This window comes from Clostridium beijerinckii, from assembly GCF_036699995.1.
Taxonomy (GTDB): domain Bacteria; phylum Bacillota; class Clostridia; order Clostridiales; family Clostridiaceae; genus Clostridium; species Clostridium helianthi.
On the sequence record NZ_CP144906.1, the window covers coordinates 3,917,234 to 3,941,579 of the forward strand.

Genomic DNA, 24,346 nt, shown 5'->3' on the forward strand with positions numbered 1-24,346 from the left:
ATCTATTATCAGTTGATGCATGTTTCTTTGTTACGATTTTTTTCTAAATGACTTTGGAGTTCATCCCAATTTGGCGTTGAAATATTTGATTTTTGCTTTAATATATTGAATGCATCACTCAACATGAACATCTCATTAACTGCTGACATAGCATGATCACTTATTGCTAGTCTTCCCATAGGTGTTATCATAGTAATTTTCAATAATAGATAGAACATATATGATTTCTTTCTAACAAAATTTTCTTCATTTCTAGGTAAAATGGAGTAACCAAGTGATTCTAATACTTTATATCCTTCATCAATTGCTTTTATAATTTGATTTAAAAGTTTTTTGCTTTTAGCAACTTTATGTAAATCTCCATCACATGCATATGAAGCATAACAAAGAGGCATAATTAGAGCAATATGACTTTTAAGCCACGAATCCATATCATCAAAATAAGTTAATTTATATTTTGTGTTTTTAAAAGCTCTATCTATAATGTTTTTCCATGATAAGTTACCATCTAGTCCACCTAACTCCATTTGTCCGATTATACGCACGCAAATAACTTTTCCATTTTCACGTCTTCCGCCAGTACTTTGGAACCCAAAAGCAATATTTTTTTCATTACAGCTATTTTTTAGCATATAATTCTTAATTGCATGGGGATCTGCATTATTACCAACAAATATAATATTAGAACTTTGATTATTTGAAAGACACGGTAATATTGAATTTAAATGCGTATATTGCATTACCACAAATATTATTTCATACACTTCATTTGAAGGAAGAAAATCTATCACTTTTACTTTGTCAGTGGTAGTTTTACACTGTATATAATGGCGAATAACAAGTCCATTGTTCTTCAATTCTTTAAAACGTTCGTTTCTAGCAAGTAATGTAACATCATTGCCTCCACGTATCAATACATGAGCCAAATAACTTCCTAAAACACCAGCTCCATAAACTAATATTTTCATGTAAATTCCCCCATTCATAATATATTAGCTTCTCACTATAGACGCCGCACTATTAAATCTTCAAATAACATTTAGCTATAACTAACATTACAGTAATCAAAAAATGATCCTTTTTCATTACATGCCATAAAAGCAGATTCTATAAATCTATTGCAATTATATTTCTATTATAGCATTTTTTAACAATATAACATTATTAGACTTCTAAATATTATACTTTCTGTTTTATTTGCCATTGTCTATACCTCTTCTTCAACGTAACTTTTAACTGAATCTATAACAAAAAGTATCACATATCATATGATACGTGATACTTCAATTTACTATTTATTTTTATAACTGTATACAATAATTTATTGCCCATTGCTATACCATTTTTTTATGACTTCTGTACTTTCTTGACTTGGATAATAATGTTTGTCATTGCTTTGTTCACCCACTGCAAATATAGAAAATCCTAAAAACCAAGGTTCGTCTTGAAACGCTCTTCTATAGGCTTCAAAACAATTGGCTTGCTCAACGTTATTAATGCCATTATTCTTATATGGATTCCAGTTCCATGGCTCATATGATGCGTAATCAAATTTAGGAAAACCAAGTTCTCCAAAGAAAATAGGCTTATTCCATTTATCATAGAAGTTTTTTATTTCTTGTTTTATATTTTGGTGTCTAACTTGTCCATTAAAATCTATCTGAGAATTTTCTATTGCGCTTGTAAGATTTCCAACTGTATTTGTAGGATTATTTGTAAGTTCGAAATAAGCTGCTATAGAAATAAAATCAACTTTTGAAAATAACTTATTATTTAACTTGTTATTATATGCAGTAATACTGTCAGGAGCCCATGAAGCAGTATCCCATTTATTTGTTCTGTATGTTACCAATCCTTTATAATATGTTCTAACGTAATCTATAATATCACACCAATTGCTTTCTTCTGATTCCATGTTAACTAGATTACTTCCTATATTTAGGGCTGTTACATTATATGGCACTGCAATATCAGTTATCAGTGTCTTTAATATATTGGTTTTCCAATTTAAAAAGAAAGCATTCATGTTATTAGGTTTCCATTCAGTTTCAGCCTTTGTCCCCTGCTCTATCCAAGGATATGGCTCTAATATTACATTTATATTTGCATTTGTATTCTTCAATTGTTTAATTAAATCAATTGCCTTTTCTTCACTTATTTTATCAACTATCATATTACTCGAAGAAATATTATCAATATCTATCATTACAGGTATATTTAAGGTATTCAATTGAAACTTATTTATATCATTTAGCACTTGTTCAGTATTATAGTCTGTTGATAAACTACCTGATTTAATCTTCTTCCCATCAATTGTCCATCCGATTTTAGAATTTGATGTTTGATCATTTGTAAGAGTTGCTGCTTGTACATTAGATGAAATAATAAAAAAACTGATGAAAATAATTGCTATAAAAATTATATTTTTCAGTTTGTCTACTGTTTTGCAATTGTTTATATATTTCATGTATTTATTTCTCCCCTAACTTTGTGCTTTTATAAGTTCTATTTAACATTCACCCTTGTAAATATATTCCTATTATAACACAATTTAAGGTAACACATCAGTCAATTCAAAAAACATTTTTATTTGTTATGTAAGCTTTACAGATTGCTCCACCATATGAAAATAATATCAAATCTTGCTCTCTCTTTTATTAATTTCATCTGTTATTAACAATTTTGAAATATACATTGCATTTATGATATTCTTAAGGCGAGTATGATGAGATGTACCTTCCTCAAATTTTAGTTTAGCTTTTTCACATTTGCTGATAATAGAAGCTACTGGTGGTAGTGCTTCCATTAATTCTTCTTTTGTATATTTATCCACAATATCTTCATCTATTATTAATGATTTTGAAATATATAGAGCTTTTAGCCTATTTTTAAGAAGAGTATGTTGTGAGGTGCCTTCTGCAAATTTTAGCTTCGCTTTTTCACAATTATTAATAGTTGAAGACACAACTTTTAGTGCATCTACCAATTCTTCTCTTGTGTATTTTTCCATGGAATTTTACCTCCTAAATATCCTTTTGGTTTATATTTTTTACTATAATGATTTTTCAAAACACTTCAAATCTTCCCATATCACATTTTGAAAATGAAATTTTGTTGTACCTACATAAACATATCCAATCTTAGGATATAGCGTTGCAGCTGGGATATTGCCTTCATAAGTATCAAGGCGAATAACTTTATATCCTTGCTCTTTAGCGTATTTCTCAATAAATTCCATCATTATTTTTGCTTTACCTTTGCCACTTGCAGAAGGTCGAATACACAAAGTATGAATGACCATAATTTCGCTTGGTTTTGCCTTTGTAACCCACGAAATATTGTCATATTCTTTGGGTTGAATACTATTAAGTACTACGCATCCATATATTCCGTCTTTGTCTTCACCAACAAACATTGTATTATTATCAATAGCACTCCTAGCATAATCAACTGTTGGATAAAGCCCCTTTTGCCAATTTGTATAAGACACTGTTTGTTCTTCATAATCCAAAATCTCATTATATATATTTTCTATTTCCAAAATATCATCTACAGTAGCAACCCTAACCATCGTCTTTCTCCTCCACAAATCACTATTTTTTCTTTCACTTATTATAACATATCTTCTAAACACCACACTTCTAAATTTTTAAATATCATTTTATACCTTACCTCATAAATACTCTATATGTGAAATAGAAATTTTGTTTATAAAAATAGAGCAGCTTTAAGCCACTCTATAAGATTATTTATTTAATTATTGTTTATGACTAAACGCTTACTACAATCTTATTTTGATTTACACCAGATCTACGTAAAAGTTGTTTCATTGCTTCACTCTTTACATAAAAGTTGGTATTTTTACATCCACCAAATGCACTCATTCCTATTTGAGTTACACTGTTAGGAATTGTCATGCTTGTTAAGTTAGTGCAACCTGCAAATATACTAGGTTCTATAGATGTCAAACCACTTGGAATGTTTGCACTTGTTAAGTTTGAACATCCGATAAATGCACTATTTACTATACTTGTTACACTATCAGGAATTTTTATCTCTGTTAAGCCTATACACCCTTCAAATGCTCTGTAATCTATGGTTTTTACACTATCAGGAATTTCTATGCTTGTTAGGTTTGTACATTTACTAAACGCACTATCTCCTATAATTATTACACCACTCGGAATTGTATAATTTTTATCTACTTTTGCAGCCGGATAACATAGTATATTAGTTCCGTTTTTACTATATAACACTCCATTAACACTTTTATAACTTATATTATTATCATCTACAGATATATTTGCTAAGCTACTACAACCTATTAATGCTTTTTCCCCTATAGATTGAACGCTTGTTGGAATATTTAAGCTTGCCAAATTTGCACAGCCATAAAATGCAGAGTCTTCTATGTTTGTTACACTATTAGGAATAATTATAGTTTTAATATTATTGTGTTTATAAAATGCCTTATTACCTATACCTGTTACTGCAACATTATCAATTTTATCTGGAATTACTACATTGCTGTCAGAACCTAGATATGCTACTATTTCACCTGATAATTTGCAAAAAGCCCATGCCCCATTTATTGTGACATTTGTAAATTGACCATCATCATTTAATCCAACTTTATCTCCAAAATCATTCGGCTTACCATGATCAATATATCCTTTTGAATCAAAAAAATATAAATACCCACCTATTACTCTGAAACCTTCAACCCATGAGTTTCCTTCTGTATACCACCAGCCTTTTGCATCCTGTCTCCATTCTGCATTTGCTCCTATTGGATTTAATGCCAATACTGAAGCTGCTACTAATGTACTAGCTATTACTTTTGTTAATTTTAATTTTTTCATATTTCTCTCCTATATCCCCTAAAACTTAATAAATATTAATAATATATTAAATTTTACCATTCCTATAAATAATTGTCTATAAATCTCTTAATCCTTTATAATAAATATAATAATCCTACTCGCATTGTCACACTTTAAAGCTGCATAAAAAAATACCACATTTTCTAAATGTGATATTTCAATTTGTTATCCACTTTTGCTTGTACATAATGATAAAATATCATAAAGATATAAGTTTTTTAGCAAAATCTTTTGCATTTTGAAGATCCTTATCATTTGGCCTACCTTTAGCGATTCCACCGATTAATTTAAATGGTCCAAAAGTATCATAACCCTTGCATGCAAAGCTACCAACAACATTAAACCCTTTTTCTTTTAGCTTTTGTTCAACAAAATCATTATATTTGGTTTTACCCTGTCCACTCGTAGAAAAAACAAACACTTTTTTATTAGACAAAGTTGGTAACTTGTCAATTAGCTCAAGAATATTTTTATGTAACTTCCCATAATAGATTCCAGAACCAAAACCTATTAGATCATATTCATTTAATGTATTTATCTTTAAATCTCTTGTTTCTATTATATCAGCATTTATAGATTCGCCCATTACCCTTGCTATTTTTTCCGTATTGCCATGATGTATAGATGAATAGATTAATAAAACTTTCATATTAATATCCTCCTCAAAATATATTATAAACCAATTATAACATATTTTGTAAATATTCATTTGTTCTGTTTTCATATATATTACAATTCACAATGCACATTTTACAATTACGGCTAAAATTCTTGTAATATTTTTAGAATTATAATGAAGAATTATTTTTGCAACATATACATTGTGGTTAATAGTATTTTAATTTAAATATTATTATATAGATTTATTTTTAAAATATCTTCTTCTGTATCCTTCTTCACTTATACTTTCAGTTAAAAATTTATCGAGCTGCCAGGTAAAAATATTGTTATCCTAGTACCAATGCCTTTTCTGCTTAGTACAGAGAAATATCCTTTATGTCCATCAACAATCCATTTTGCTATAGATAATCCTAACCCAGTACCACCGTTCTTTCTAACTCTTGCTGTGTCAGCTCTAAAGAATCGCTCAAATATATGTGGTATGTCCTTTTCATCCATTCCTATACCATTATCCTGAATTGAAAAATAAGGTTCCCCTTTTTCATTTATTCCTGTTTTTAGCATTATAACTTCATTTTCTTCAGTGTACTTAGCTGCATTTTCAATTAATATTCTAGCTGCCTGCTTAAGTAAACCAATATCACCCTGAACTATTATTTCTTCCGAACTATAGTATTTATATATGTGCTTTTCATCTATCATCTTCGACTCTTCAAGTACTTCATTCATCATATCATTTAGTAAAAACTCTTTAGGGTTAATCTGTGTTTTACCATTAATACCTCGAGCTAAAAATAACAGCTGTTCTACTAGATTTTTCATATTTTCAGATTCACTTTTAATGGCTTCAATAGACTCGTTTAATACACTTTCATCATTTTTTCCCCAACGATCCAGCATATTAGCATAACCTTGAATTACTGAAATTGGAGTCCTAAGTTCATGGGATGCATCAGAAACAAACCTTGCTTGTTGTTTATAAGAATCTCTCATTCTTTCCAAAAGATTATTTATTGCCTCCTCTAATCCATGAAGCTCACTATCCCCTGTATATATTCTTTCATCTGAGATTACAGGACTAATTTTAGAGATTGCCTCCTCAAGATTTTGAAACTTTTCTTCATCAAATGTCATATTACTAAGTCTGCTTGCAGTTTCAGCTATTTGATCAAGAGGTTTTAGCGTCCTTCTAATTTTCATTGTTCCAAAGATGATTTCCTTTAATAAAAATATTCCCTCTATAATAGCTATAGATTGAGCTACCCTTTGAATTATATATAAATAACTACTTGCATCTTTAATCATAGTTTTACCGTTATCAAAAACTACTGTATATGTGGAACTTTCTATGGGAAAAAAGACAAATGTTCTTTTGGCATTTAACAAAAATTCTCCATAGAAATTAATTTCCAAATCAATGCACCAATATCCAATAAGAAAGAGTATTAAAAATATATCAATCCAAAGAAACTTTGAAAATAGCTTTCTTACAAAAATAGAATTCAATTTTATTGCAATAGATGTAACATTTTTTGATTTATTAACCTTATTCATCTTTAATAACGTATCCTACCCCACGCACTGTGGATATTATCTTGGTTTTAAATGCATCGTCTATTTTTGTTCTTAAAAATCTTATATAAACATCTATTACATTAGTTTCTCCAATATAATCATAGCCACATACTTTTTCCATTAGTACATCTCTAGTTAATACTATGTTCTTATTTTCCAATAAAATTTTTAGTAAAGTAAACTCTCTGTTTGTTAATTCTATTTCTGTATTATCATACATTACCTTATGTCTCATCTTATCTAAAGACAATAATCCGCAACTTATTATATCTGTGTCTCTTTTTTCAATAACAGTCCGCTTTTTAAGAGCTGTTCTTATTCTTGCTAATAACTCTTCTATTGCAAAAGGTTTTGTTATATAATCATCTGCTCCTGCATCAAGTCCAGATACTTTATCCATAACAGCATCCCTTGCAGTAAGCATTATAACAGGCAAATCTGAATTTTTTCTAATTCTACGTAATACTTCTAATCCATTTATTTGCGGAATCATTATATCAAGAAGTACTAAATCTGCTTCACCCTTCTCAGCTATTTCAAGACCTAATCTTCCATTGTCCGCTTTTAAGATTTCATATCCTTCATGTAACAATTCTAACTCTACAAATCTTGCAAGCTTCTCATCATCCTCAACAATTAAAATTTTAACCATTTTTAAATCCCCTCTTTAATTTACCTTTTATCTTTTTAATATTTTCTGATATTAACTTAAATATATGATTAATCTTATTCACTTCTCTCCTTTTTCCTGATAGTGAAAATTCAAGATCAAAGAAAAGGCCTACTATATATAAAGGAATAACAATACCAAAGGAGAATATTAATAAAAGTATAATCACTGTAACAGGAATCCTAAGAAATACTTTATTACCTTTCTTTATTTCAAAGAAAATATTATTGCATATATCTATTATTTTGCATACTTTTACAAAAATTCCTTCAAAGGTATTATCCTTTTTTGAATTATTATAATTATTCCCTTGATCCTTATTATTAATTATCACGCCATTTTTATGATTTTCCTTATATTCATTAGTATAAAAGATATTAACAGAGGGCTTTTGAACTTTACCCTTTTCTTCCAAATAAACAAACGCATCTAAAATGTCCCAGTTTGACTGCTCAAGCGCAATTTTTGCTTCTTCATAACTTATATTAGCTTCGTTTTTTAATTTTTCTACAAGCTTATAATCTTCCATAGTAACCCTCCATATCCATAGCTATCGGATAAAGTGAAACTTTCCAGGCGGAGCATACTCCAGCTGAATTTAGTTGAACTTATACCCACAAGGGGCACCTAGTGTAGTAGCGTGCAGCCGTTATCTCCCACTAGAATAAAATAGACTGTTAAGGATGCTAGCTATCTGATAAATTATACCATTTAATCTAATTCTTTTATATACACAAAATTAGAGGCCTCGAATAATTTCAAAACCCCTAGTACTGTACTATTAGACTACTCCTATCCTTTATAGCTTTCTTTAAAATCACTTTTTATATTATCTGCTGATTCTGAAGCTTTATCCAAAATATCATTAACCTTATCAGTATTAATATCAGGACCTGCTATTGAATATTTATATCCAAAAAATAAACCAACTAATAATAATACTGAAACAGGCCAAAAACCGATTATTAACAGTAACGCTGCTATCGTAAGTGATATCTTTATTGGCTTTTTATTTTCCTTTTTCATTTCAAAATAGTTTTCATTACCTTTGCTTATAACCTTTCCTATAAACTTAAACATTCTACCAATAATTTCTCCAATGCCCCCACTTTTCTTTTTATGATTTTTCTCATTTTCTTTTTTATTTTCTTCATTATTATCTATAGCCACTTCTATAATTGTATTGGCTCCATTATTTTCAACTTTTCCTTGTCTTTCTAAATAAATTATAGCATCTAAAAGATCAAAGTCACATTCTTGCAACACTTCTTCTGCTTCTTCATAACTTACTTTAGTCTTTCCCATTAAAATTTTAATCATTTCATTTCTTTCCATATTAATCATCCTCCAAAACTTTGTATTGACTTATCATGTTTATATAGTACTTAGAGAAAATTAATCTAAAATATAAGAAAGATTAAAATCAGATTAAAATTGCATAATTTTTTATAATAATATGATAACAGACGTAATCAGCCAAATAATTATATCTTTCATTTTGCTATACTAATACTTAAAAATATTGTTAATTATATTATATTTTCTATAGCCTGTACTGCTTTACTTGTCCCTCCTAGATTTAATAATTTTTCTCCTGCTTTCTTAGAATTATCTGCATATATATTATTTGTACTAAATTCATTGACTATTTTCTTAATCGTTTCTGCATTAAAAATATTTGTTTCTAATGAGACACCTGCCTTCAAATTAGATATTGAAGCCGCATTATACTTTCTCTCAAATACATTTCCAGGGCATACAATTTGAGGTACGCCATATATTAAACCCGTCATAATACTATTTTGACCACCATGGTTCATATAAGCTATGGCTTCTGGCATAAGTTTACTAAAATCAAATCTTTTATCTACATTAATATTATTTTTCTTGTATGGTTTCACTTGTTCTGTTGCAATATATATTTGAAAATTAGTTTGCTCAAATGCTTGCGTTAAAGTGTATATAACTTTCTTTGGTAAAATTGTCCCGTTGCCCATGTATGCTATAATTTTATTTTTATTATGATCTTCTGATCTAAAATTAGGTACAAAAAATGGACCTGTAAAAACTAAATTTTCATCATTAATGGGTTCTAACTCATAGGAGCTTGGAACTATTTTTAGATCGGCCCAATTAAATATATCAAGTGCTGATTCGATTGGAGGTAGTTTATTTTCTTGAATAAATCTTTTAACTCCTGTGCTATATTCAGGATTAGAGGCAAAATACTTCGAAGCAGGATAACTGAATCCTGTAACAACTTTAATATTTTCAAGTTTTGAAGCAACAATAGCCGCAATTCTAAATTCGGCATATACCACATCCGGCTTAAAATCTAGTATTGCCTTTCTTATACAAGACACATCTTCTGAAAAATGCTTGTATGTAATTGCTCCAACAAAATGAAGCACCTGTTCATAACTATTAACCTTTTTCTTGTTTTGAATTCCAAGTAATTGTCCAATTTTAAACATTCTTTTTCCCAAAGACATAGGCATTCCAAATGGTGATGGAATTGGCGCATAATAATTTTTTACATTTTCTATTTTTTTATAATTTATATCTTCTGCTGCGCAAAATGCAACTTCATGTTTTCTTTCTATTAATTTATTACATAAAGCTGCTGCTCTTGAAAAAGGGCCACTTGTCTCCGCCATTGCTGCCATAGGTGCTATTAAAATTTTCATAAATAGTCATTCCTTCTTATATATGATATAGTATTCTAATATTTTATACTTAATAAACTTCTTATATGAATAATTTATTACCTCTATTATTTTCCATCCATATTTTCAATATTTATTTGATTATATTCTGCCAAACGATGCTATCATCATAATCAGATCTTCTAGCTATCTAAAGCAATTTGCTTTTTACAAAAGTCTTCTCTCTTTTTCAATTCAATTTTTATTTCATCCTCAATCATTTAAAAACACGCTCCATAAATTTATTTATACTCTCAAAACTTTTCTCTGCTGATATTAGAACATGTTCTCCTATTTTAAATAACGTAAAAATCTATGTTTTCTTAAGGTTGCAGCCTTCAACCCCGCATTATTCAAGCATATTCTGAAGAATATATATTCTAGTATTCTTCAGAATAAATATGGCTTAGAATATATATTCTTCACCATATTTATGGTAAAGAATATTAGAATACAGTGGTGCTTGTGAATCGTTTTTGCTTAGAAATAAAATAATAATCGTAAAGCTGATCTATGCTTTAGTGGAAGAAAATCCCCCAAAACTTTACCTAGAAAGAAAGTAACTGTAATAGTAAAATAAAATTATAACGCTGGCAAAAGCTGCTACTACTTATTGCCAGCGTTAATTTAGATATCCTATTCATTACCACATTCTATCTAATTATTGATCTTCTAAACATAAGAATATGATCTTTTTATTAACTTATAAGAAATTGTTCCGCTACTACTTTATTTTCAAGAGCATCTTTTACTGCACCAATTATACCTTTAGATGAATATGTAGCACCTGAAACAACATCAACATCTGTAGACTGTTTTTCTAAAATTTCATTTATTACACCCTTTTTGGCTTTACTGTAATAATCCCAGTCATCCTGCTGCTCTAGTACAGATACTTTAGTAATCTTGCCATCACTAACTCCTACCTTAACTTTTATATTACCCTTATACCCAGCACTGTTACCAACATAATATACAGAACTATCAGCTTCTTCTTTTTTTGGCGCGGTTGTTTCTTCTTTTACTACTGCCTCTTCTGATTTTATATTAGTCTGCTGCCTGTATTGGTTTATACAAAAAAACATCAATAATACACCCAGAGAGCAGGCAATTTTTATATTACGTGCTTTACCTTCAACCATCCCATATGTAAGGGTATTTTTCTTAGGACAATTTTTAATACATTCGAAGCAGTTTATACAATTAAGCGAGTTAACTGTTTTATTGCAGGTAGATATTTTAATATTCATATCACATGCTTTATCGCAGCGCTTACAATTAATGCAGGAGTTTGCATCTCTTTTTATTGTAAACAACCTCAAGTAACTAGCTACTCCATATTTTGCTCCTTGAATACAAAAATATTTACAGAAAATTTTATTATAAAATAAAGACAAATCGGCAAATCCTAAAATGCTTACAAACATAATAATTTTAGCTGGTTTACCCGTTAGAATTAAGAACAAATTAGATCTCGCATCAAATTTTAATAAAGAACTTATAAAACCTATAGAGAAAAAAGTTACTAAAACAAATAGTACATATCTAAGCAATCTCAATATCTTATCAAGTTTATCTGGTATTGTTTTCTTTTTTATTTTGAGCTTCTTTCCTACTGCAGAAGATAACTCTTGTAGTAAACCAAAAGGACACAAATATCCGCAATAAAAGGAGCCACAAACTGCCGCTATTATAACTAGTATAGTGGCACTATAGCTAAAATTATTTATAAACATTATAGTTAATGGGAGCGCTGCTATTAATTGAATTATCTTTCTTATTCCGATTTTTTTTACATTTACTTTCAAGTTATTTCTCCAACTTTCTAATTATTTAGCTTTTAATAATGCTTCTAAAGTACCAATTCTAACAGCTTCACTTGATAAAGTAGCACCAGAAATAGTATCAACATCTGTAGATTGTTTTTCCACAATTCTATCTGCAATAATATCAAAAGCTCCATTAGATCTATCATCTTGAGGAGTTGCTTGATTAGCTTTTACATTTGATACTTTGCCATCCTTAACTGTTACTTTAACATTTACAGGACTTTGCATAAAACTAATTGAACTGCCTTCATATTCTCCGTCCTTAAGTTCTTTTAAATCAGCTACTTGTCCACTTTTAGCTTTCTCTGCCAATTCTCTATAAGCTTGAATTTGAGTAAAAGATGCTTTCCATTGTCTCATTGCATACTCGTTATTATCTTCAAAACCTTCAAAATATGCTGGATTTTTGCTATCAACACCTTCTTTACTTATTCTATCTGTTAATTGTAAGACTTTATCATAATCTCCATTTGAAAAAGCATAAGCTGCCGAACCTACATTTGAAGTTGCAGTCTTTAATTTGTTCTTTTCCTTAAAGTTATCTGGATTTGATGCAAATTCAAAGGTCTTATATGCTTCTTCTTTATTACCTAAAGTTCCAAGTGCAAATGCTATTGTTGAGGCATCGGTTGGGCTATCATATTCAATATCTTTATTCTTAGCCTTAAATTCTTCATCATATCCTTCAACTGCTAATATCTTTAAAATCATAATTTTTGCATTACTATCTAAATTTAAGTCTTTCTTTGTATTTTTTACTATCTTACCGTCTTTTCTAGTTTCACTAACAACTGTATCAGCTGGTAAGTCTATTACTTTTGTTAAATAGTTGTATGCTAACTTATATTCACCTACTTTCAAAAGACTATCCCCAAGGTTATACATCCAATAGTAATATGAAGGAGTCTCTTCTGATGGTTTTGTATTTTCAATTAAATAACGTAGCTGCTTAATATTATCGTGAGCACTTTCAAGATCAATGGAAGATCTTAATTGGAAAGTTGCATATTTCACATCCTCATCTATATCTACTGTACTTGGCTCTGCCCACTCTGGCCAAACATTTTCTTTTTTCTCCCAAGCTGCAAAAGTTGGTTTTGCAGTTGATGATTTTTCGGCCGAATTGAAATTTGCACAACCTGTAAACACGCTGCTCCCAACAACCAATAGTGATATTAATAATTTGCTTTTCTTACTAAGCATAAATGACCTCCTAAATAATAAAATATGTGTTTAAGCTATCAATTTCATTGATTTACTTAAAAGTAATGTATTAAAATAACGCCATTAAAACCTTTTTATCTTTTCGTCTTAATATAAAATTTTTATGTAAATTATTTATAAGATTAAGATATAAAAACTTTACTACAAAACAATACCATAGTTGATAATGATTTTCAATATCTTTTTTCTTGAAAACTTTTTGAGTCTCTTAGCTGACTCTCCAATACAAAAATACAATTATATAAGTTGCATTAAATATTTTATAAAAAATTATCAGCAGTTAAATTTTAAAATTAACTGCACTCCAAAGTTTTTATTCGAACTTATTTAAATCCCAAATTTCTTTTTAAACACATGAAAAATAATAATATGTCTGAAACTTCTATGATTACACTAATGTAAATCCCTCAATTTTAAAGAAAATAAAATCTTCCTTTAAACCTTTTGTAACATATATTTCTTTATCTTTAGTTATAAATATAGCCTCCATGTCTTCTTGGTTATCAATTAACTTAATTCCATCCTCAAGTCCTAATATAAATATAGCTGTGGACAATGCATCTGCAGCTATAGACTGCTTTGATACTATAGTTGTACTCATTAAAAAAGACTCAGCAGAATAACCTGTTCTAGGATCTAAAATATGGTGATATTTTTTATTATCTTTTTCAAAATATCGTACGTAGTCTCCAGACGTAACAACTGTTTTATTTGCTGCATTCACTGCTCCTAAACATTGCCCTCTTTGAAGCAATGGGTTTTGAATACCAACTCTAAAAGGATCTCCATTTGGCTTGTTACCAAGAACTGCTACGTTGCCTCCAAGATTTACAAAAGCCGATTCTACTCCATATTGTTTATATATTTCAATTGCTCTGTCAGCAGCATAACCTTTTGCAATAGCCCCCAAATCCACGCATTGCCCTGATTTTTCAAGTTTTGATGTCTTCAACTCATTATTTATACTTAGGTAATTATGCCCAGTAAGTTTTAAAGCTTCATTAATTTCTTCTTGTAAAGGAATTTTTTCACTACTAGTAAAGATTCCCCATAGTCTAGCAAGTGGAGCTATAGTAATATCAAAGCTCCCTTTACAAATCTCTGAATAATGTTTCGCTTTATTTAATACAAATAAAACTTCATCACTAAGCTCAACTTCATATTGGCCAGCCGCTCTATTTAATTTACTCACTTCGCTAGATTCTAAAAAGAAACTCATAAGCCCTTCTAATCTTTTCATTTCATATTCAACTTCAATTGCTGCTATTTTTGCATTTTCTCCGTAAACCTTCTGACTTATTATTGTGCCCATGCAAAAGCTTTCCATTTCATAAAATCTATCCATAAAAATATCCTTTTGTAACTCTATAATACTTTGTATCAATTGATATTTCATATCAATTGATAAATTTTATCAATTGCTCCTTATTATATACTGTTTTGCTATTTATCACAACGGTTTATTAGAAATTTTAATATGGACATGATATGACTAGGTAGTTAGAAGTGCTTGTGACGAAAAAAAAGTAGCCACTACTCATATTTAGTTGCTACCACTTCTATTTAACTTATTTATTTTTATAAATTGTCTGCTTTTTTAGATAACGCTACTCATTTACATGGATAATCAAACACTTCTGCTAATTTTAAAACAAGCTGAGTATGACTAGTCAATTCTTCATACCCGTCGTTTTTCAGGCACCACTTAATTGCAGTCATAACAAGTGCTGCATATAAGTCTGATATATAATCTAAAATTTCAGGTGACTTTTTATTTTTTGTTTCATACTGGTCATAAAAGCTTCTCTTTAAAAAATTAGACATATCATCATACAGATGAATCGTATCTGTATGAATGGTAAAAAGAGCTAAAATTTCTTCTCGTTTAACAGATAATATGTGATATAAAGGTTTTATAACCATAATTGCATCTTCTACATTAGCACAGTCAAATCGATCTTTTACACCAGTTTTTAGCAAGTCAAATACTTCATTGCAAAGAGTTTCAGCTAGTTTGTATTTATCTGCATAATGCTTGTAAAATGTAGAGCGATTAATCAAAGCCTTGTCCAATATATCTTGTACTGTTATTTTGTAAAAGTCTTTTTGCCCAAGTAAATAAATAAAAGATTCTTCTATGTTTCTTTTTGTCTTTATAACACGCAAATCATTTTCATTCATATGTAGCTCCTCCATACCATTATTTAAAGAAGTTTATATAGATAAACAACACTTTGTATAATTTTTGTAGTTTAAGTGCATAAACACTTAGATATTGATGTTTGAAGCATTAAAGTAAATGAGTAAAATAAATAACAAAGGGGGAATGAAAAATGAATGAATTAAAATGGTTTGTATGGCTTTTTCCGTTATTATTTATTGTACACAATATGGAAGAGATTATTATGGCAAAGCATTGGTGCAAAAAGAATTTAAAACAATATGTCCGACTTCCTATAACACCCTTTGGAGGTACAAAAAGTACAGCTGGATGTGCAATTGGTGTATATGAGGAATTGATTTTGTGGATTATAGCTACTATCATTGGTAATATTAGTGGATCTTATGGTTTGTGGTACGGTTTACTTGTAGCAAATATCGTTCATCTGATCTTATTTCATATTATATTATTACCATTTCCTACCATCATTATGTCCCTGGTGAAATAACAGCATGGCTAACAGTTATTCCATGTTGCTATATTTTAAAACTTGCTCAGAATATCTTGAGATACTCTGTTATTGAAATTTCTATCTGGGTAACAATAGGAATTATATTTGCTTTCGTAAATATGAAGATATTGCATAAAAACATCGATAAGTTGCCTAAATTGGTGGAATGATCATACTTTAACGGTATGCATTCCCGTTTACAATAATATGTACCCAATTTGACAATCTTTAATTAAACGTTGTTATAAATATGTGCTTACTGATGCTTATTATTCCATCGCATCATTTCAACAAAAATAAGGTATAAATCTTTTCCTGCCTGAGATAGTGAGTATTCAACATGTGGTGGAATTTCGTTAAATTGGGTTCTATCAACTAAGCCCTTGTTTTCTAGATCTCGAAGTGTAGATGTGAGCATTGTATTAGTTATTTCTCCTATTTGTTTTTTTAAATCACCAAAACGAATAGAATCACATTTCATTAACTCAAAGAGCACTCGAATATTCCATTTTCCTTGGAAAATCTCTAATGTTTTATATGTCCCACAACTTTTATCAATTCTTACATCTTTTATTTGTTCTTGATACTCCTTAAATGTTATGTCTATCATTTATTTTATTCTCCTTTGGTTTTAAAAGTCAGTACGCTTAAATATACTTAGTCTATATATTCTGCGTACTTGTGCTATATATATGATCTAAGTATAATAAACGTACTAAAGAAAATCAAGGAGTGATACAACTATGAGTACAACAATTTATTATTTTTCCGCTACAGGAAATAGTTTAAAAGTAACAAAGGATTTAAGTGAACAATTAACTGATACTAAGATAATACAAATCTCTAAAAAAAGCATTCCAACATCAAAAGACACTCAATCAGATAAAATAGGTTTTGTATTTCCAGTATATAATTTTGGACTACCTGTGATTGTAAAAAATTTTATAGAAACATTGCCGATTGATAAACATACCTATGTTTTTGCTATAGCAACTTGTGGAGGAATGGTAGGTGCTGCTCTTAATCAAATAAAAAAAATACTAAACAAAAAAGACATTAATTTAGCTTCATCTTTTTGTGTATTTATGCCTGGCAGTGATCAGCTGATGTTTCCTACCGTTTCTGAAGAAGAGCAAAATAAACTTTTCAACGATGAAGAAAGACAGATAAGTACAATAGCTCTTGCTATAAAAAGCAAGCAACATATTAAATATACGTCTAATGCTATTATGAGTTCTGTTTACAACTTACTATACACTGCTACCTTTAGGCCAAAAGGTATGGGAAAGAATTTCTGGACTGATGAAAAATGTATAGGATGCGGTTTATGTTCTCAGATCTGCCCCGCAAATAATATAGTTATGCACGATAGAAAACCAAAATGGGAGCATCAATGTGAATCATGTCTTGCTTGTATGCAATGGTGCCCGCAAAAATCTATACAATATAAAAAAGCTACTGTTAAGAGAGGTCGCTATCACAATCCTCAAATAAATGTAAGCGAACTCATTCCCAATCGTTAAATTAAGCACAAATCAATATTTTACTAAATGTAAACTGAAAGTATACGTTTTAGCTTGATACGTATACTTTCAGTATAAATGAATCTTACTAATTAATTCGATACTTTTCATTTCGAAGATGTCCCAAACATTCTATATAAATTTCAATGATAAACTGCTATTATATTAAAATAGATAACTAAATTTTTATAATCTAAATTATTAATATAATAATAAAATTTATATAATAAGGAGCGTTTTCAAATCATGAATATATATAGTGAGTATGTCATTCCAGAATCGGATAACATTGAAAGATTACTCCAAACAAAAATGACTCGATTAGCACACCTACTATATACCTGTGCTCCACAGGATGGTGTTTTAACTCTGCCCATCTCTGGTCTATCTATCATTCGTTATTCAGGAACAGAGATAGATTGTCCAAAGACTTTCTATTTACCTTCTTTAAGTATTGTTGCTCAAGGAGCAAGGTCTATCTCAATAGGTCACGAGACATACAAGCTTGATAAATCACAAATGTTAATGAATCCAATCACCCTGCCAATTTCTCTGCAAACTATGAAGGCAACTAAATCTGAGCCTCTCCTTATTATAAGGCTGGATCTTAATCCCGAGCGTATTGCTGAGATTGTTCCGAAAGTATATTCTGATGGTCTGCCTGAAATAAAACAGTGGTGTGCTGGACATGTTATGAATGCAGATATAAGCATTATTGATGCAATGATAAGGCTTTTGGAGTGCTTGCAAAAACCAGGAGATGTAGAATTCATTGCACCACTGATTATGGACGAAATTCTAATTCGCCTACTTCGCAGTTCCGCTGGAGTTCATGTTGCGGCCATGGGATTTGCAGACTCAGGAGTACATCAAGTGTCAGATGCAATAGCTTGGCTCCGTAAAAATTTTTCTCAGTCAGTTAAAGTTTCAGACTTAGCCAAACTGACACATATGAGTGAATCCTCTTTCTATAATCATTTTAAAGCGGTCACTTCGATGTCCCCTATGCAATATCAAAAAGCTCTGCGTCTACATGAAGCGAGGAATTTAATGCTGTCCCAACACATGGATGCGACCACTGCCAGCAGAATGGTAGGTTATGTTAGTAATTCTCAATTTAGCCGAGATTACAGCGCTTTTTATGGAGCTCCCCCTAGAAAAGATATAGACAAATTATATAGACAACCCCAAAAAACATATTAATCTAAAATATAGCTTTGAGTTTATAGTAATTGATATGATTTTTGATCCACAAAAAAGAGACTCCAATCACTGCTTTATCATGCCTGCTGCCTATGAGCTTGCGGGCTTTCTTTCTATTTAATGAAGAATATTCTGCTGGTTTAACACCCTCAGTTTTCTAATGTGGCTGAGAAAAAATAAAGATCTGGAGAAAAAGGCAAATATTCTTGTTATGTAACATTTATAATTAATTTAGTCTTTGAACCGGTACTAGCCTATCATCTTGGAATGTCATGCTGGTTCGAATACTCTTTTAATTTTGAATTGATATTAGGAGGTAATAAAAATGAAAGTTATAGCTTTTGTAGGCAGTGCAAGAAAGGACGGAAATACTTCAAAAATAGTTGATGCCATTTGTTCCGGCATTAAGAAAAATGGACATGATGTTGAAACTTATAATTTATCAGAACTTGATAATAAAGGCTGCAGGGCTTGTGGTTTATGTCAAGCAAATAAAGTGGAATATTGTTCTATTAACGACAAGATGACTGAACTTTTACCTAAGATAGCTGATGCTGATTGCATTATAGTTGGAACACCGGTCTATATGTTACAAGTAAGCGGTTATACAAAAAATTTCCTCGATAGACTATTTACGTTCTTTATAGAATCCAATCATACCACAAGACTTTTACCTGGGAAAAAGTATATAACTGTTACATGTAGCGGTGCATCTGCTGAAGCATTTAAAAATGTTACAGAATATCTTAATCAAATTTTTGGCGGCTATAGTCAAATGGTGAATGCAGGTAATATCATCGCAGGAAATTTGCAAAGTAAGGATGATATCCTTAGTCAACAAGAAATGTTAAAACAAGCTGAGGAAATAGGGCAAAAACTAAACTGATTGTTGTAAAACAGAAGAAAATCATCATACCATCCAAGCATGTCAAAACTTCTAGACAAGTTTAAAACAGCCCAGCACCTTATTCTTGCAGGAAATGTTTGTTTCTCCCGAAGCATCGCGGAGAAGCAAACAACTTTTCCATAAACAGTTTTCAAAAGATTAGTGAGTCCGATAATAGCTCATTAAATTTATATATATATGTTGCGATTCACAATGCACATTTCACAATTACGGCTAAAATTCTTTCAATATTTTTAGAATTATGATGAAGAATTATTTTTGCAATATATATGCAATAAATACATTAGGGATTATATTTTAGCAGTTTCTCAGGACAATTATCTTTAATGCAATCATAGGTATATGTAGCAATCAAAACAGAAAAGTGCATATCCTTATTTTTTTCTTCTATCTAAAAATGTAACATCTAAAAAAGCCAAACCAAAGGATAAACTCAAGGCATGAGAAGCAGCATTAAGTATGTCTACATTAGGACTTTTAAAAATGTAATCAAAAACGCAATTAAGCGCAAAAAATGTTGCAAACTTAATAGCAAATTTACTTAATACTTTTCTAAGATAATCCCATTTCAATTTTCTTGCATTAAATAAAGTAATTATAGGCACATACAATAACATAAATAGAGCAAACACAGCATAACCAATCACAAATTTTAAAGCCATACTATTATCTATGTTGCCATAAACAATAATACATGTAATTATTGTACATATAAAAAATATTAAATAAATAACTTTGGTAAAGAGTAATGTTTTACTCATATAATCACCCCAATACTCTATATAAAGACCATTAATTTACTATAACGAATAAGTTATAGAATATTTCTGTAAAATCCACTTTTAATTTTTGCTTTAAAAATTATTATATAGTTTTACAAGCTTATTATTTGCTAGAGAATTCTACAATTTCTACTGAAGCTCTGGTTCATCTCCTACTATTTTATAGCTGCGTTCTTCAACAACTGTTCCATCCGATTTCGTCTCTTTAAAAGTTATTACATCATATCCATCAGTGCTTTTACTTTGAGATGTTTCATAAATTAGCCTTACACCATTTTCAACACGCTCTTTTGTTCCTATCCAATAAGGACAGTGATTTAGAAATGAATCATTCTTCCCCAAATATACAAATAGTTTATTTTCTGCTGTAACATTAATATTAGGACGTTTCTTTTCAACATATTTTGAGCTCACATCAGCAGTTCTACCAATTTGTTTTAGGTATTCTTTAGCCTCTTTCTCTTTTGATTCTGCAAGCTGCGAATAGCTTTCCTGACCTTTTAAAACCTTGTCCCATAACTTCTCTGGAAACATCTGTTTTATAGAATTTTCACATTCTTCTCCATCTTCAGGTTCTTTATATTCGATTAACGAATAACCACCATTTGAATTTTCAGAAAATGTCATTACCGTAGGAATAGCTCCACTTCCACTGGTTTCTGTGAAAATTCCATTTTCAAAGCCAAAATAACCAAAACTTGAAATAGTGTAAACTTTCGCGATATTATCTTTTTCTTCAACATCTAAAACTATGTGCCCTTCTGTAGCCGCTTCTCCCCTTAGATAATTTGTCCCTCTACTTTTTATGGCTTTGCTTACAGCCTGGTCAATATTTTCAGTAGTGTTGTTATTGTCAACATCTGTTGAATTTACAATATTGCTTGATGAACTGTTTTCTTTTATTTGAATCCATGCTCCATCAGCATTTAATTCATAACCACCAACACTAGTATTTTTAGCCATTTCTCCATTATCATATAAATAATACCAATTGTTTTTATCTTTTACCCATCCTGTTTTCATATATCCGTTGCTATCAAAATAGTACCAGTTATTATTAATAAACTTCCATCCACTTGACCATGAGCTTCCTTCTGTATACCACCATCCGTTATTATCTTTTTTCCATTCAGCATCTGCACCTATTGGAAACATTGCTAAAACTCCAACTAATATCAATCCCTTAACAATTAATTTTTCTATACTTTTTCGACTCATTTTTTTACCCCATTCCCCTTATGATTGACAATTTAAAATTTACAATTGCAACACTTTTTAAGTAACTTTTTGTTATTAGCATGATTAAGGTACTGAAACTTAATTAATCATTTTAATTTTTTTAATGGAAACAATGCAGGTATTACAACAATAACAATCATTGAGTAAATCACAATCCCAAAAGCACTTATTAAACGAAAGTTACTATCTTCAAAAATAGGCATGGCAGAAACAAAGAATGCCATTTGTACAAAAAAGCTCCACCATGGCAGTTTACTTTTACGAAAACAATATGGACATGTGATACGTTTTGTGAAACGAGAATCACCACCAACTTTTTTCCAAAAAGTAATGGTTTTAAATTTACAATGCGGGCATTTAAACATAACTTTCACCTCAATTACGTCAATATGTAATCTAATATAATATAAAATGTCTAATTTTGACCTCCAACTCTAATACTAACTAATTTACTAATACTTTTACTTCCATTTATGCTTGGTGTATATGCAGGTCTAAATAAAAATATAATAAGAGCTAATATAATTAAAGCGCTTACTCTTTGAATATTTTTCTTTTTCATATATTTTCTCCGTAACAATTTCTTATATTGCGTCAATTTGTACAAATTCATAATATAAAAAGAATTTAACCAAAAAATTTTATGTGTTAAAAAGAAGAAACATAGCAGCAAAATAAATTATTGGTGCTAAGCTAACTATAATTGCTTTATTATATAATTTTGATTTGAATAAAAGAAAAAATGATATCATTACTGATATTAATATGACTGCTGGAAGTGAAAAAGTGGATAGGAAAAATATCCATGTATATATGCTTTCCGTCGAACCTGGTGAATCAAATGCCATAGGTGAAACCATTGCTATTACTATCGCTACTACCACTGCGATACAAATAAACTTAATAAGTATTGACATAAAATTAATTGCTGTAGAATTAATTTGCATACAAATCCCCCCAGTAGTTCAAAAAATATTCTCACAACCCAATTCCAACAAATATATTCCTAATTATAACATATATTACAAGTATCCTATTGTTCAATTTTCAAAAAACACTATTTTTACTAATTATCTTGCATTCATATACCATTTTCTAATATGTCAGTTCCAAAGCCTTTTCTCAAATCTCTTATATCTCTAAGTGGTAGCTTTCCATTTTCAAAGCCTTATAAATAAATCCAAAAGTTCCTCATCTGCTTTTCCTACAAATGCTCCTAAATAAAGTTTCTTATTATTTATATTAAAAAGGCGTATCCTTGAAGATGAATCAATTGTTTCTATTGGAGATCCAGCCAAAATGGTCAAAGCTATGATTGACAGTGTAGACCAGCAAGAGTCTCCAAAAAGAATTACTCTCGGTAGTGATGCCTATGATTCAATTCATAAAGCGCTATCTGATCGTCTTAAAGAACTTGAAGCACAAAAAGAGCTTGCTTTTTCCACTGATTTTACTGTCTAAGCCCAACTGTACGGGTTTGGAATAAAATATTAGTGTATTTTAAAATTAGCTGTAACTCATTGAGTTACAGCTAATTATTATATATCAAAAATCAATATCAATATATTTCTTATTAGATTTTTATAATCAAATATCAAATCATATTTTAATCTTAATTTTTCAAAATATATCTCAGTTTTAATTCTTACTTTTCTATTTATTGCCATCTATTAATTCTTTCAAACTAATACTAGGATTAGTATAACGTCCCCTGCTTTGTGTCTTATTCTTATAGTTAATAGCCTGCTTTGGACACCATTGAACGCACGCCATACATTGTTCGCAATTGTGCTTAAAACTCGGCTTTTTGTTTTTCATTACTATGTTGGAAACAGGACAAACTGCCTCACATGTTCTACAGCCTGTACAACTATCAGAAACATTAAAACCTTTGTCTTTTCTGGCATATATTAATTTTTGACCAATAGCAGTCGATATATTAAGGGGCTCGTTCACCTTACCCACTGGCTGCTGTGTTTTAGCTACTATCTTTTGTACTAATGCAGGTATATTATCAGTAGCAATTTGATATTTCTCTGAATTTCTCTCGTTCATTTTATACATCGCGACATAATTTTCAACCATAATAATTTTCTCTGCGAAATTAAGTGTCACACCTTTTTTTGCTAAAATTTTAGCAGGGACAGTTAACGCAACACCACTTATATTACCACATCCAGTCACAGCAAAAAAATATGCGTTTTTACTTTTTTCAAGCGACATTTCGCTTATAAATTGTGTTACTCTTCGTGGCAAATTCAAGGCATATGTAGGATATACAAAACCGATATAATCGTACACTTCATTGCTGTCATGTTTCCCTTTACCCATGGATACCAACTTGCAATCCGGCAATGCCTCAGCTATTTTTTTAGCTACCTGTAAGTTGTTTCCTGTTCCTGTAAAATAATAAATAACACTTTTCAATTTCAATTACCTCCTTATTTGTTATAATAAATATCATCCATATAATTATTTTGTATAGTTATTATCAAAAATCATGTACAACCACC

Annotated in this window: 27 protein-coding genes; 5 read left to right on the forward strand and 22 right to left on the reverse strand. The window is 30.0% G+C overall.

Annotation, left to right across the window (positions count from 1 at the left end):
- Positions 1-8: 8 nt before the first annotated feature.
- The 15 genes from PZA12_RS18085 to PZA12_RS18155 all read right to left on the reverse strand — a co-directional run bounded on the left by PZA12_RS18085 (position 9) and on the right by PZA12_RS18155 (position 15,688).
- Positions 9-968 (reverse strand): ketopantoate reductase family protein, encoded by a 960-nt coding sequence (locus PZA12_RS18085; RefSeq protein ID WP_103698024.1) that lies wholly within the window; start codon positions 966-968, stop codon positions 9-11.
- Positions 969-1,321: 353 nt separating this feature from the next.
- The gene (locus PZA12_RS18090; protein WP_103698023.1) at positions 1,322-2,467 is read right to left on the reverse strand and encodes a glycoside hydrolase family 113; all 1,146 of its coding nucleotides are present in this window, start codon (positions 2,465-2,467) and stop codon (positions 1,322-1,324) included.
- A 168-nt stretch (positions 2,468-2,635) separates the two neighbouring features.
- Positions 2,636-3,010: a hypothetical protein gene (locus tag PZA12_RS18095; RefSeq protein WP_103698022.1), complete on the reverse strand. Its 375-nt coding sequence runs from the start codon at positions 3,008-3,010 to the stop codon at positions 2,636-2,638.
- A gap of 42 nt (positions 3,011-3,052) precedes the next feature.
- Positions 3,053-3,571 carry a GNAT family N-acetyltransferase gene (locus PZA12_RS18100; RefSeq protein ID WP_103698021.1) on the reverse strand — a complete coding sequence of 173 codons (519 nt, stop codon included), beginning with the start codon at positions 3,569-3,571 and terminating at the stop codon, positions 3,053-3,055.
- 199 nt (positions 3,572-3,770) lie between these two features.
- Positions 3,771-4,862, reverse strand: coding sequence for a leucine-rich repeat domain-containing protein (locus PZA12_RS18105; RefSeq protein WP_103698020.1), 1,092 nt, complete (start codon positions 4,860-4,862; stop codon positions 3,771-3,773).
- A 220-nt stretch (positions 4,863-5,082) separates the two neighbouring features.
- On the reverse strand, positions 5,083-5,532 hold the full coding sequence (locus PZA12_RS18110; protein WP_103698019.1) for a flavodoxin family protein: 450 nt from the start codon (positions 5,530-5,532) through the stop codon (positions 5,083-5,085).
- 263 nt (positions 5,533-5,795) lie between these two features.
- On the reverse strand, positions 5,796-7,058 hold the full coding sequence (locus PZA12_RS18115; RefSeq protein WP_103698018.1) for a sensor histidine kinase: 1,263 nt from the start codon (positions 7,056-7,058) through the stop codon (positions 5,796-5,798).
- Positions 7,051-7,731, reverse strand: coding sequence for a response regulator transcription factor (locus PZA12_RS18120; protein ID WP_103698017.1), 681 nt, complete (start codon positions 7,729-7,731; stop codon positions 7,051-7,053). Before PZA12_RS18120 ends, PZA12_RS18115 begins: the two co-directional genes overlap by 8 nt.
- The gene (locus PZA12_RS18125) at positions 7,724-8,278 is read right to left on the reverse strand and encodes a ubiquitin (RefSeq protein WP_103698016.1); all 555 of its coding nucleotides are present in this window, start codon (positions 8,276-8,278) and stop codon (positions 7,724-7,726) included. The genes PZA12_RS18120 and PZA12_RS18125 overlap by 8 nt, the downstream gene beginning before the upstream one ends.
- Before the next feature lie 263 nt (positions 8,279-8,541).
- Positions 8,542-9,084, reverse strand: coding sequence for a DUF4342 domain-containing protein (locus tag PZA12_RS18130; protein ID WP_103698015.1), 543 nt, complete (start codon positions 9,082-9,084; stop codon positions 8,542-8,544).
- 194 nt (positions 9,085-9,278) lie between these two features.
- Positions 9,279-10,436, reverse strand: coding sequence for a glycosyltransferase (locus PZA12_RS18135; RefSeq protein WP_103698014.1), 1,158 nt, complete (start codon positions 10,434-10,436; stop codon positions 9,279-9,281).
- A gap of 716 nt (positions 10,437-11,152) precedes the next feature.
- Positions 11,153-12,262 carry an FMN-binding protein gene (locus tag PZA12_RS18140; protein ID WP_103698013.1) on the reverse strand — a complete coding sequence of 370 codons (1,110 nt, stop codon included), beginning with the start codon at positions 12,260-12,262 and terminating at the stop codon, positions 11,153-11,155.
- Between the two features lie 21 nt (positions 12,263-12,283).
- On the reverse strand, positions 12,284-13,486 hold the full coding sequence (locus PZA12_RS18145) for an FMN-binding protein (protein WP_103698012.1): 1,203 nt from the start codon (positions 13,484-13,486) through the stop codon (positions 12,284-12,286).
- A 409-nt stretch (positions 13,487-13,895) separates the two neighbouring features.
- Entirely contained in the window at positions 13,896-14,852 is a 957-nt protein-coding gene (locus PZA12_RS18150) for an FAD:protein FMN transferase (protein WP_103698011.1), read from the reverse strand.
- 266 nt (positions 14,853-15,118) lie between these two features.
- Positions 15,119-15,688 (reverse strand): TetR/AcrR family transcriptional regulator, encoded by a 570-nt coding sequence (locus tag PZA12_RS18155; RefSeq protein ID WP_103698010.1) that lies wholly within the window; start codon positions 15,686-15,688, stop codon positions 15,119-15,121.
- Positions 15,689-15,840: 152 nt separating this feature from the next.
- Between PZA12_RS18155 and PZA12_RS18160 the strand changes: the two genes are divergently transcribed.
- The gene (locus PZA12_RS18160) at positions 15,841-16,176 is read left to right on the forward strand and encodes an HXXEE domain-containing protein (protein WP_242984815.1); all 336 of its coding nucleotides are present in this window, start codon (positions 15,841-15,843) and stop codon (positions 16,174-16,176) included.
- Positions 16,177-16,435: 259 nt separating this feature from the next.
- On the opposite strand, the gene PZA12_RS18165 is transcribed toward PZA12_RS18160, so the two are convergent.
- The gene (locus PZA12_RS18165; protein WP_023974115.1) at positions 16,436-16,789 is read right to left on the reverse strand and encodes a winged helix-turn-helix transcriptional regulator; all 354 of its coding nucleotides are present in this window, start codon (positions 16,787-16,789) and stop codon (positions 16,436-16,438) included.
- 133 nt (positions 16,790-16,922) lie between these two features.
- Here PZA12_RS18165 and PZA12_RS18170 point away from each other — a divergent pair, with 133 nt between their 5' ends.
- The 3 genes from PZA12_RS18170 (at position 16,923) to PZA12_RS18180 (ending at position 19,791) form a co-directional block, all read left to right on the forward strand.
- On the forward strand, positions 16,923-17,702 hold the full coding sequence (locus PZA12_RS18170) for an EFR1 family ferrodoxin (RefSeq protein WP_103698009.1): 780 nt from the start codon (positions 16,923-16,925) through the stop codon (positions 17,700-17,702).
- Positions 17,703-17,948: 246 nt separating this feature from the next.
- A complete protein-coding gene (locus PZA12_RS18175) occupies positions 17,949-18,905 on the forward strand; it encodes an AraC family transcriptional regulator (RefSeq protein WP_103698008.1) in 957 nt (318 codons plus the stop codon).
- A 325-nt stretch (positions 18,906-19,230) separates the two neighbouring features.
- Positions 19,231-19,791 carry a flavodoxin family protein gene (locus PZA12_RS18180; RefSeq protein ID WP_103698007.1) on the forward strand — a complete coding sequence of 187 codons (561 nt, stop codon included), beginning with the start codon at positions 19,231-19,233 and terminating at the stop codon, positions 19,789-19,791.
- A gap of 395 nt (positions 19,792-20,186) precedes the next feature.
- Here PZA12_RS18180 and PZA12_RS18185 read toward each other — a convergent pair whose 3' ends face one another.
- The 5 genes from PZA12_RS18185 to PZA12_RS18205 all read right to left on the reverse strand — a co-directional run bounded on the left by PZA12_RS18185 (position 20,187) and on the right by PZA12_RS18205 (position 22,780).
- Entirely contained in the window at positions 20,187-20,573 is a 387-nt protein-coding gene (locus PZA12_RS18185; protein WP_077308182.1) for a hypothetical protein, read from the reverse strand.
- A gap of 150 nt (positions 20,574-20,723) precedes the next feature.
- Positions 20,724-21,812: a cell wall-binding protein gene (locus PZA12_RS18190; protein WP_103698006.1), complete on the reverse strand. Its 1,089-nt coding sequence runs from the start codon at positions 21,810-21,812 to the stop codon at positions 20,724-20,726.
- A 107-nt stretch (positions 21,813-21,919) separates the two neighbouring features.
- Positions 21,920-22,198: a hypothetical protein gene (locus tag PZA12_RS18195; protein ID WP_103698005.1), complete on the reverse strand. Its 279-nt coding sequence runs from the start codon at positions 22,196-22,198 to the stop codon at positions 21,920-21,922.
- 50 nt (positions 22,199-22,248) lie between these two features.
- Positions 22,249-22,395, reverse strand: coding sequence for a hypothetical protein (locus PZA12_RS18200; protein ID WP_161222707.1), 147 nt, complete (start codon positions 22,393-22,395; stop codon positions 22,249-22,251).
- Between the two features lie 79 nt (positions 22,396-22,474).
- The gene (locus PZA12_RS18205; protein ID WP_103698004.1) at positions 22,475-22,780 is read right to left on the reverse strand and encodes a hypothetical protein; all 306 of its coding nucleotides are present in this window, start codon (positions 22,778-22,780) and stop codon (positions 22,475-22,477) included.
- Between the two features lie 352 nt (positions 22,781-23,132).
- Here PZA12_RS18205 and PZA12_RS18210 point away from each other — a divergent pair, with 352 nt between their 5' ends.
- Positions 23,133-23,294 (forward strand): hypothetical protein, encoded by a 162-nt coding sequence (locus PZA12_RS18210; RefSeq protein WP_197714530.1) that lies wholly within the window; start codon positions 23,133-23,135, stop codon positions 23,292-23,294.
- 192 nt (positions 23,295-23,486) lie between these two features.
- On the opposite strand, the gene PZA12_RS18215 is transcribed toward PZA12_RS18210, so the two are convergent.
- A complete protein-coding gene (locus PZA12_RS18215) occupies positions 23,487-24,260 on the reverse strand; it encodes an EFR1 family ferrodoxin (protein ID WP_103698003.1) in 774 nt (257 codons plus the stop codon).
- Between the last annotated feature and the right edge of the window lie 86 nt (positions 24,261-24,346).

Excerpts from the sequence above, each read along its gene's own strand:
- PZA12_RS18085 (WP_103698024.1), bottom strand. The coding sequence starts at position 968 with ATGAAAATATTAGTTTATGGAGCTGGTGTTTTAGGAAGTTATTTGGCT.
- PZA12_RS18090 (WP_103698023.1), bottom strand. The coding sequence starts at position 2,467 with ATGAAATATATAAACAATTGCAAAACAGTAGACAAACTGAAAAATATA.
- PZA12_RS18095 (WP_103698022.1), bottom strand. The coding sequence starts at position 3,010 with ATGGAAAAATACACAAGAGAAGAATTGGTAGATGCACTAAAAGTTGTG.
- PZA12_RS18100 (WP_103698021.1), bottom strand. The coding sequence starts at position 3,571 with ATGGTTAGGGTTGCTACTGTAGATGATATTTTGGAAATAGAAAATATA.
- PZA12_RS18105 (WP_103698020.1), bottom strand. The coding sequence starts at position 4,862 with ATGAAAAAATTAAAATTAACAAAAGTAATAGCTAGTACATTAGTAGCA.
- PZA12_RS18110 (WP_103698019.1), bottom strand. The coding sequence starts at position 5,532 with ATGAAAGTTTTATTAATCTATTCATCTATACATCATGGCAATACGGAA.
- PZA12_RS18115 (WP_103698018.1), bottom strand. The coding sequence starts at position 7,058 with ATGAATAAGGTTAATAAATCAAAAAATGTTACATCTATTGCAATAAAA.
- PZA12_RS18120 (WP_103698017.1), bottom strand. The coding sequence starts at position 7,731 with ATGGTTAAAATTTTAATTGTTGAGGATGATGAGAAGCTTGCAAGATTT.
- PZA12_RS18125 (WP_103698016.1), bottom strand. The coding sequence starts at position 8,278 with ATGGAAGATTATAAGCTTGTAGAAAAATTAAAAAACGAAGCTAATATA.
- PZA12_RS18130 (WP_103698015.1), bottom strand. The coding sequence starts at position 9,084 with ATGGAAAGAAATGAAATGATTAAAATTTTAATGGGAAAGACTAAAGTA.
- PZA12_RS18135 (WP_103698014.1), bottom strand. The coding sequence starts at position 10,436 with ATGAAAATTTTAATAGCACCTATGGCAGCAATGGCGGAGACAAGTGGC.
- PZA12_RS18145 (WP_103698012.1), bottom strand. The coding sequence starts at position 13,486 with ATGCTTAGTAAGAAAAGCAAATTATTAATATCACTATTGGTTGTTGGG.
- PZA12_RS18150 (WP_103698011.1), bottom strand. The coding sequence starts at position 14,852 with ATGGATAGATTTTATGAAATGGAAAGCTTTTGCATGGGCACAATAATA.
- PZA12_RS18155 (WP_103698010.1), bottom strand. The coding sequence starts at position 15,688 with ATGAATGAAAATGATTTGCGTGTTATAAAGACAAAAAGAAACATAGAA.
- PZA12_RS18160 (WP_242984815.1), top strand. The coding sequence starts at position 15,841 with ATGAATGAATTAAAATGGTTTGTATGGCTTTTTCCGTTATTATTTATT.
- PZA12_RS18165 (WP_023974115.1), bottom strand. The coding sequence starts at position 16,789 with ATGATAGACATAACATTTAAGGAGTATCAAGAACAAATAAAAGATGTA.
- PZA12_RS18170 (WP_103698009.1), top strand. The coding sequence starts at position 16,923 with ATGAGTACAACAATTTATTATTTTTCCGCTACAGGAAATAGTTTAAAA.
- PZA12_RS18175 (WP_103698008.1), top strand. The coding sequence starts at position 17,949 with ATGAATATATATAGTGAGTATGTCATTCCAGAATCGGATAACATTGAA.
- PZA12_RS18180 (WP_103698007.1), top strand. The coding sequence starts at position 19,231 with ATGAAAGTTATAGCTTTTGTAGGCAGTGCAAGAAAGGACGGAAATACT.
- PZA12_RS18185 (WP_077308182.1), bottom strand. The coding sequence starts at position 20,573 with ATGAGTAAAACATTACTCTTTACCAAAGTTATTTATTTAATATTTTTT.
- PZA12_RS18190 (WP_103698006.1), bottom strand. The coding sequence starts at position 21,812 with ATGAGTCGAAAAAGTATAGAAAAATTAATTGTTAAGGGATTGATATTA.
- PZA12_RS18195 (WP_103698005.1), bottom strand. The coding sequence starts at position 22,198 with ATGTTTAAATGCCCGCATTGTAAATTTAAAACCATTACTTTTTGGAAA.
- PZA12_RS18200 (WP_161222707.1), bottom strand. The coding sequence starts at position 22,395 with ATGAAAAAGAAAAATATTCAAAGAGTAAGCGCTTTAATTATATTAGCT.
- PZA12_RS18205 (WP_103698004.1), bottom strand. The coding sequence starts at position 22,780 with ATGCAAATTAATTCTACAGCAATTAATTTTATGTCAATACTTATTAAG.
- PZA12_RS18210 (WP_197714530.1), top strand. The coding sequence starts at position 23,133 with ATGGTCAAAGCTATGATTGACAGTGTAGACCAGCAAGAGTCTCCAAAA.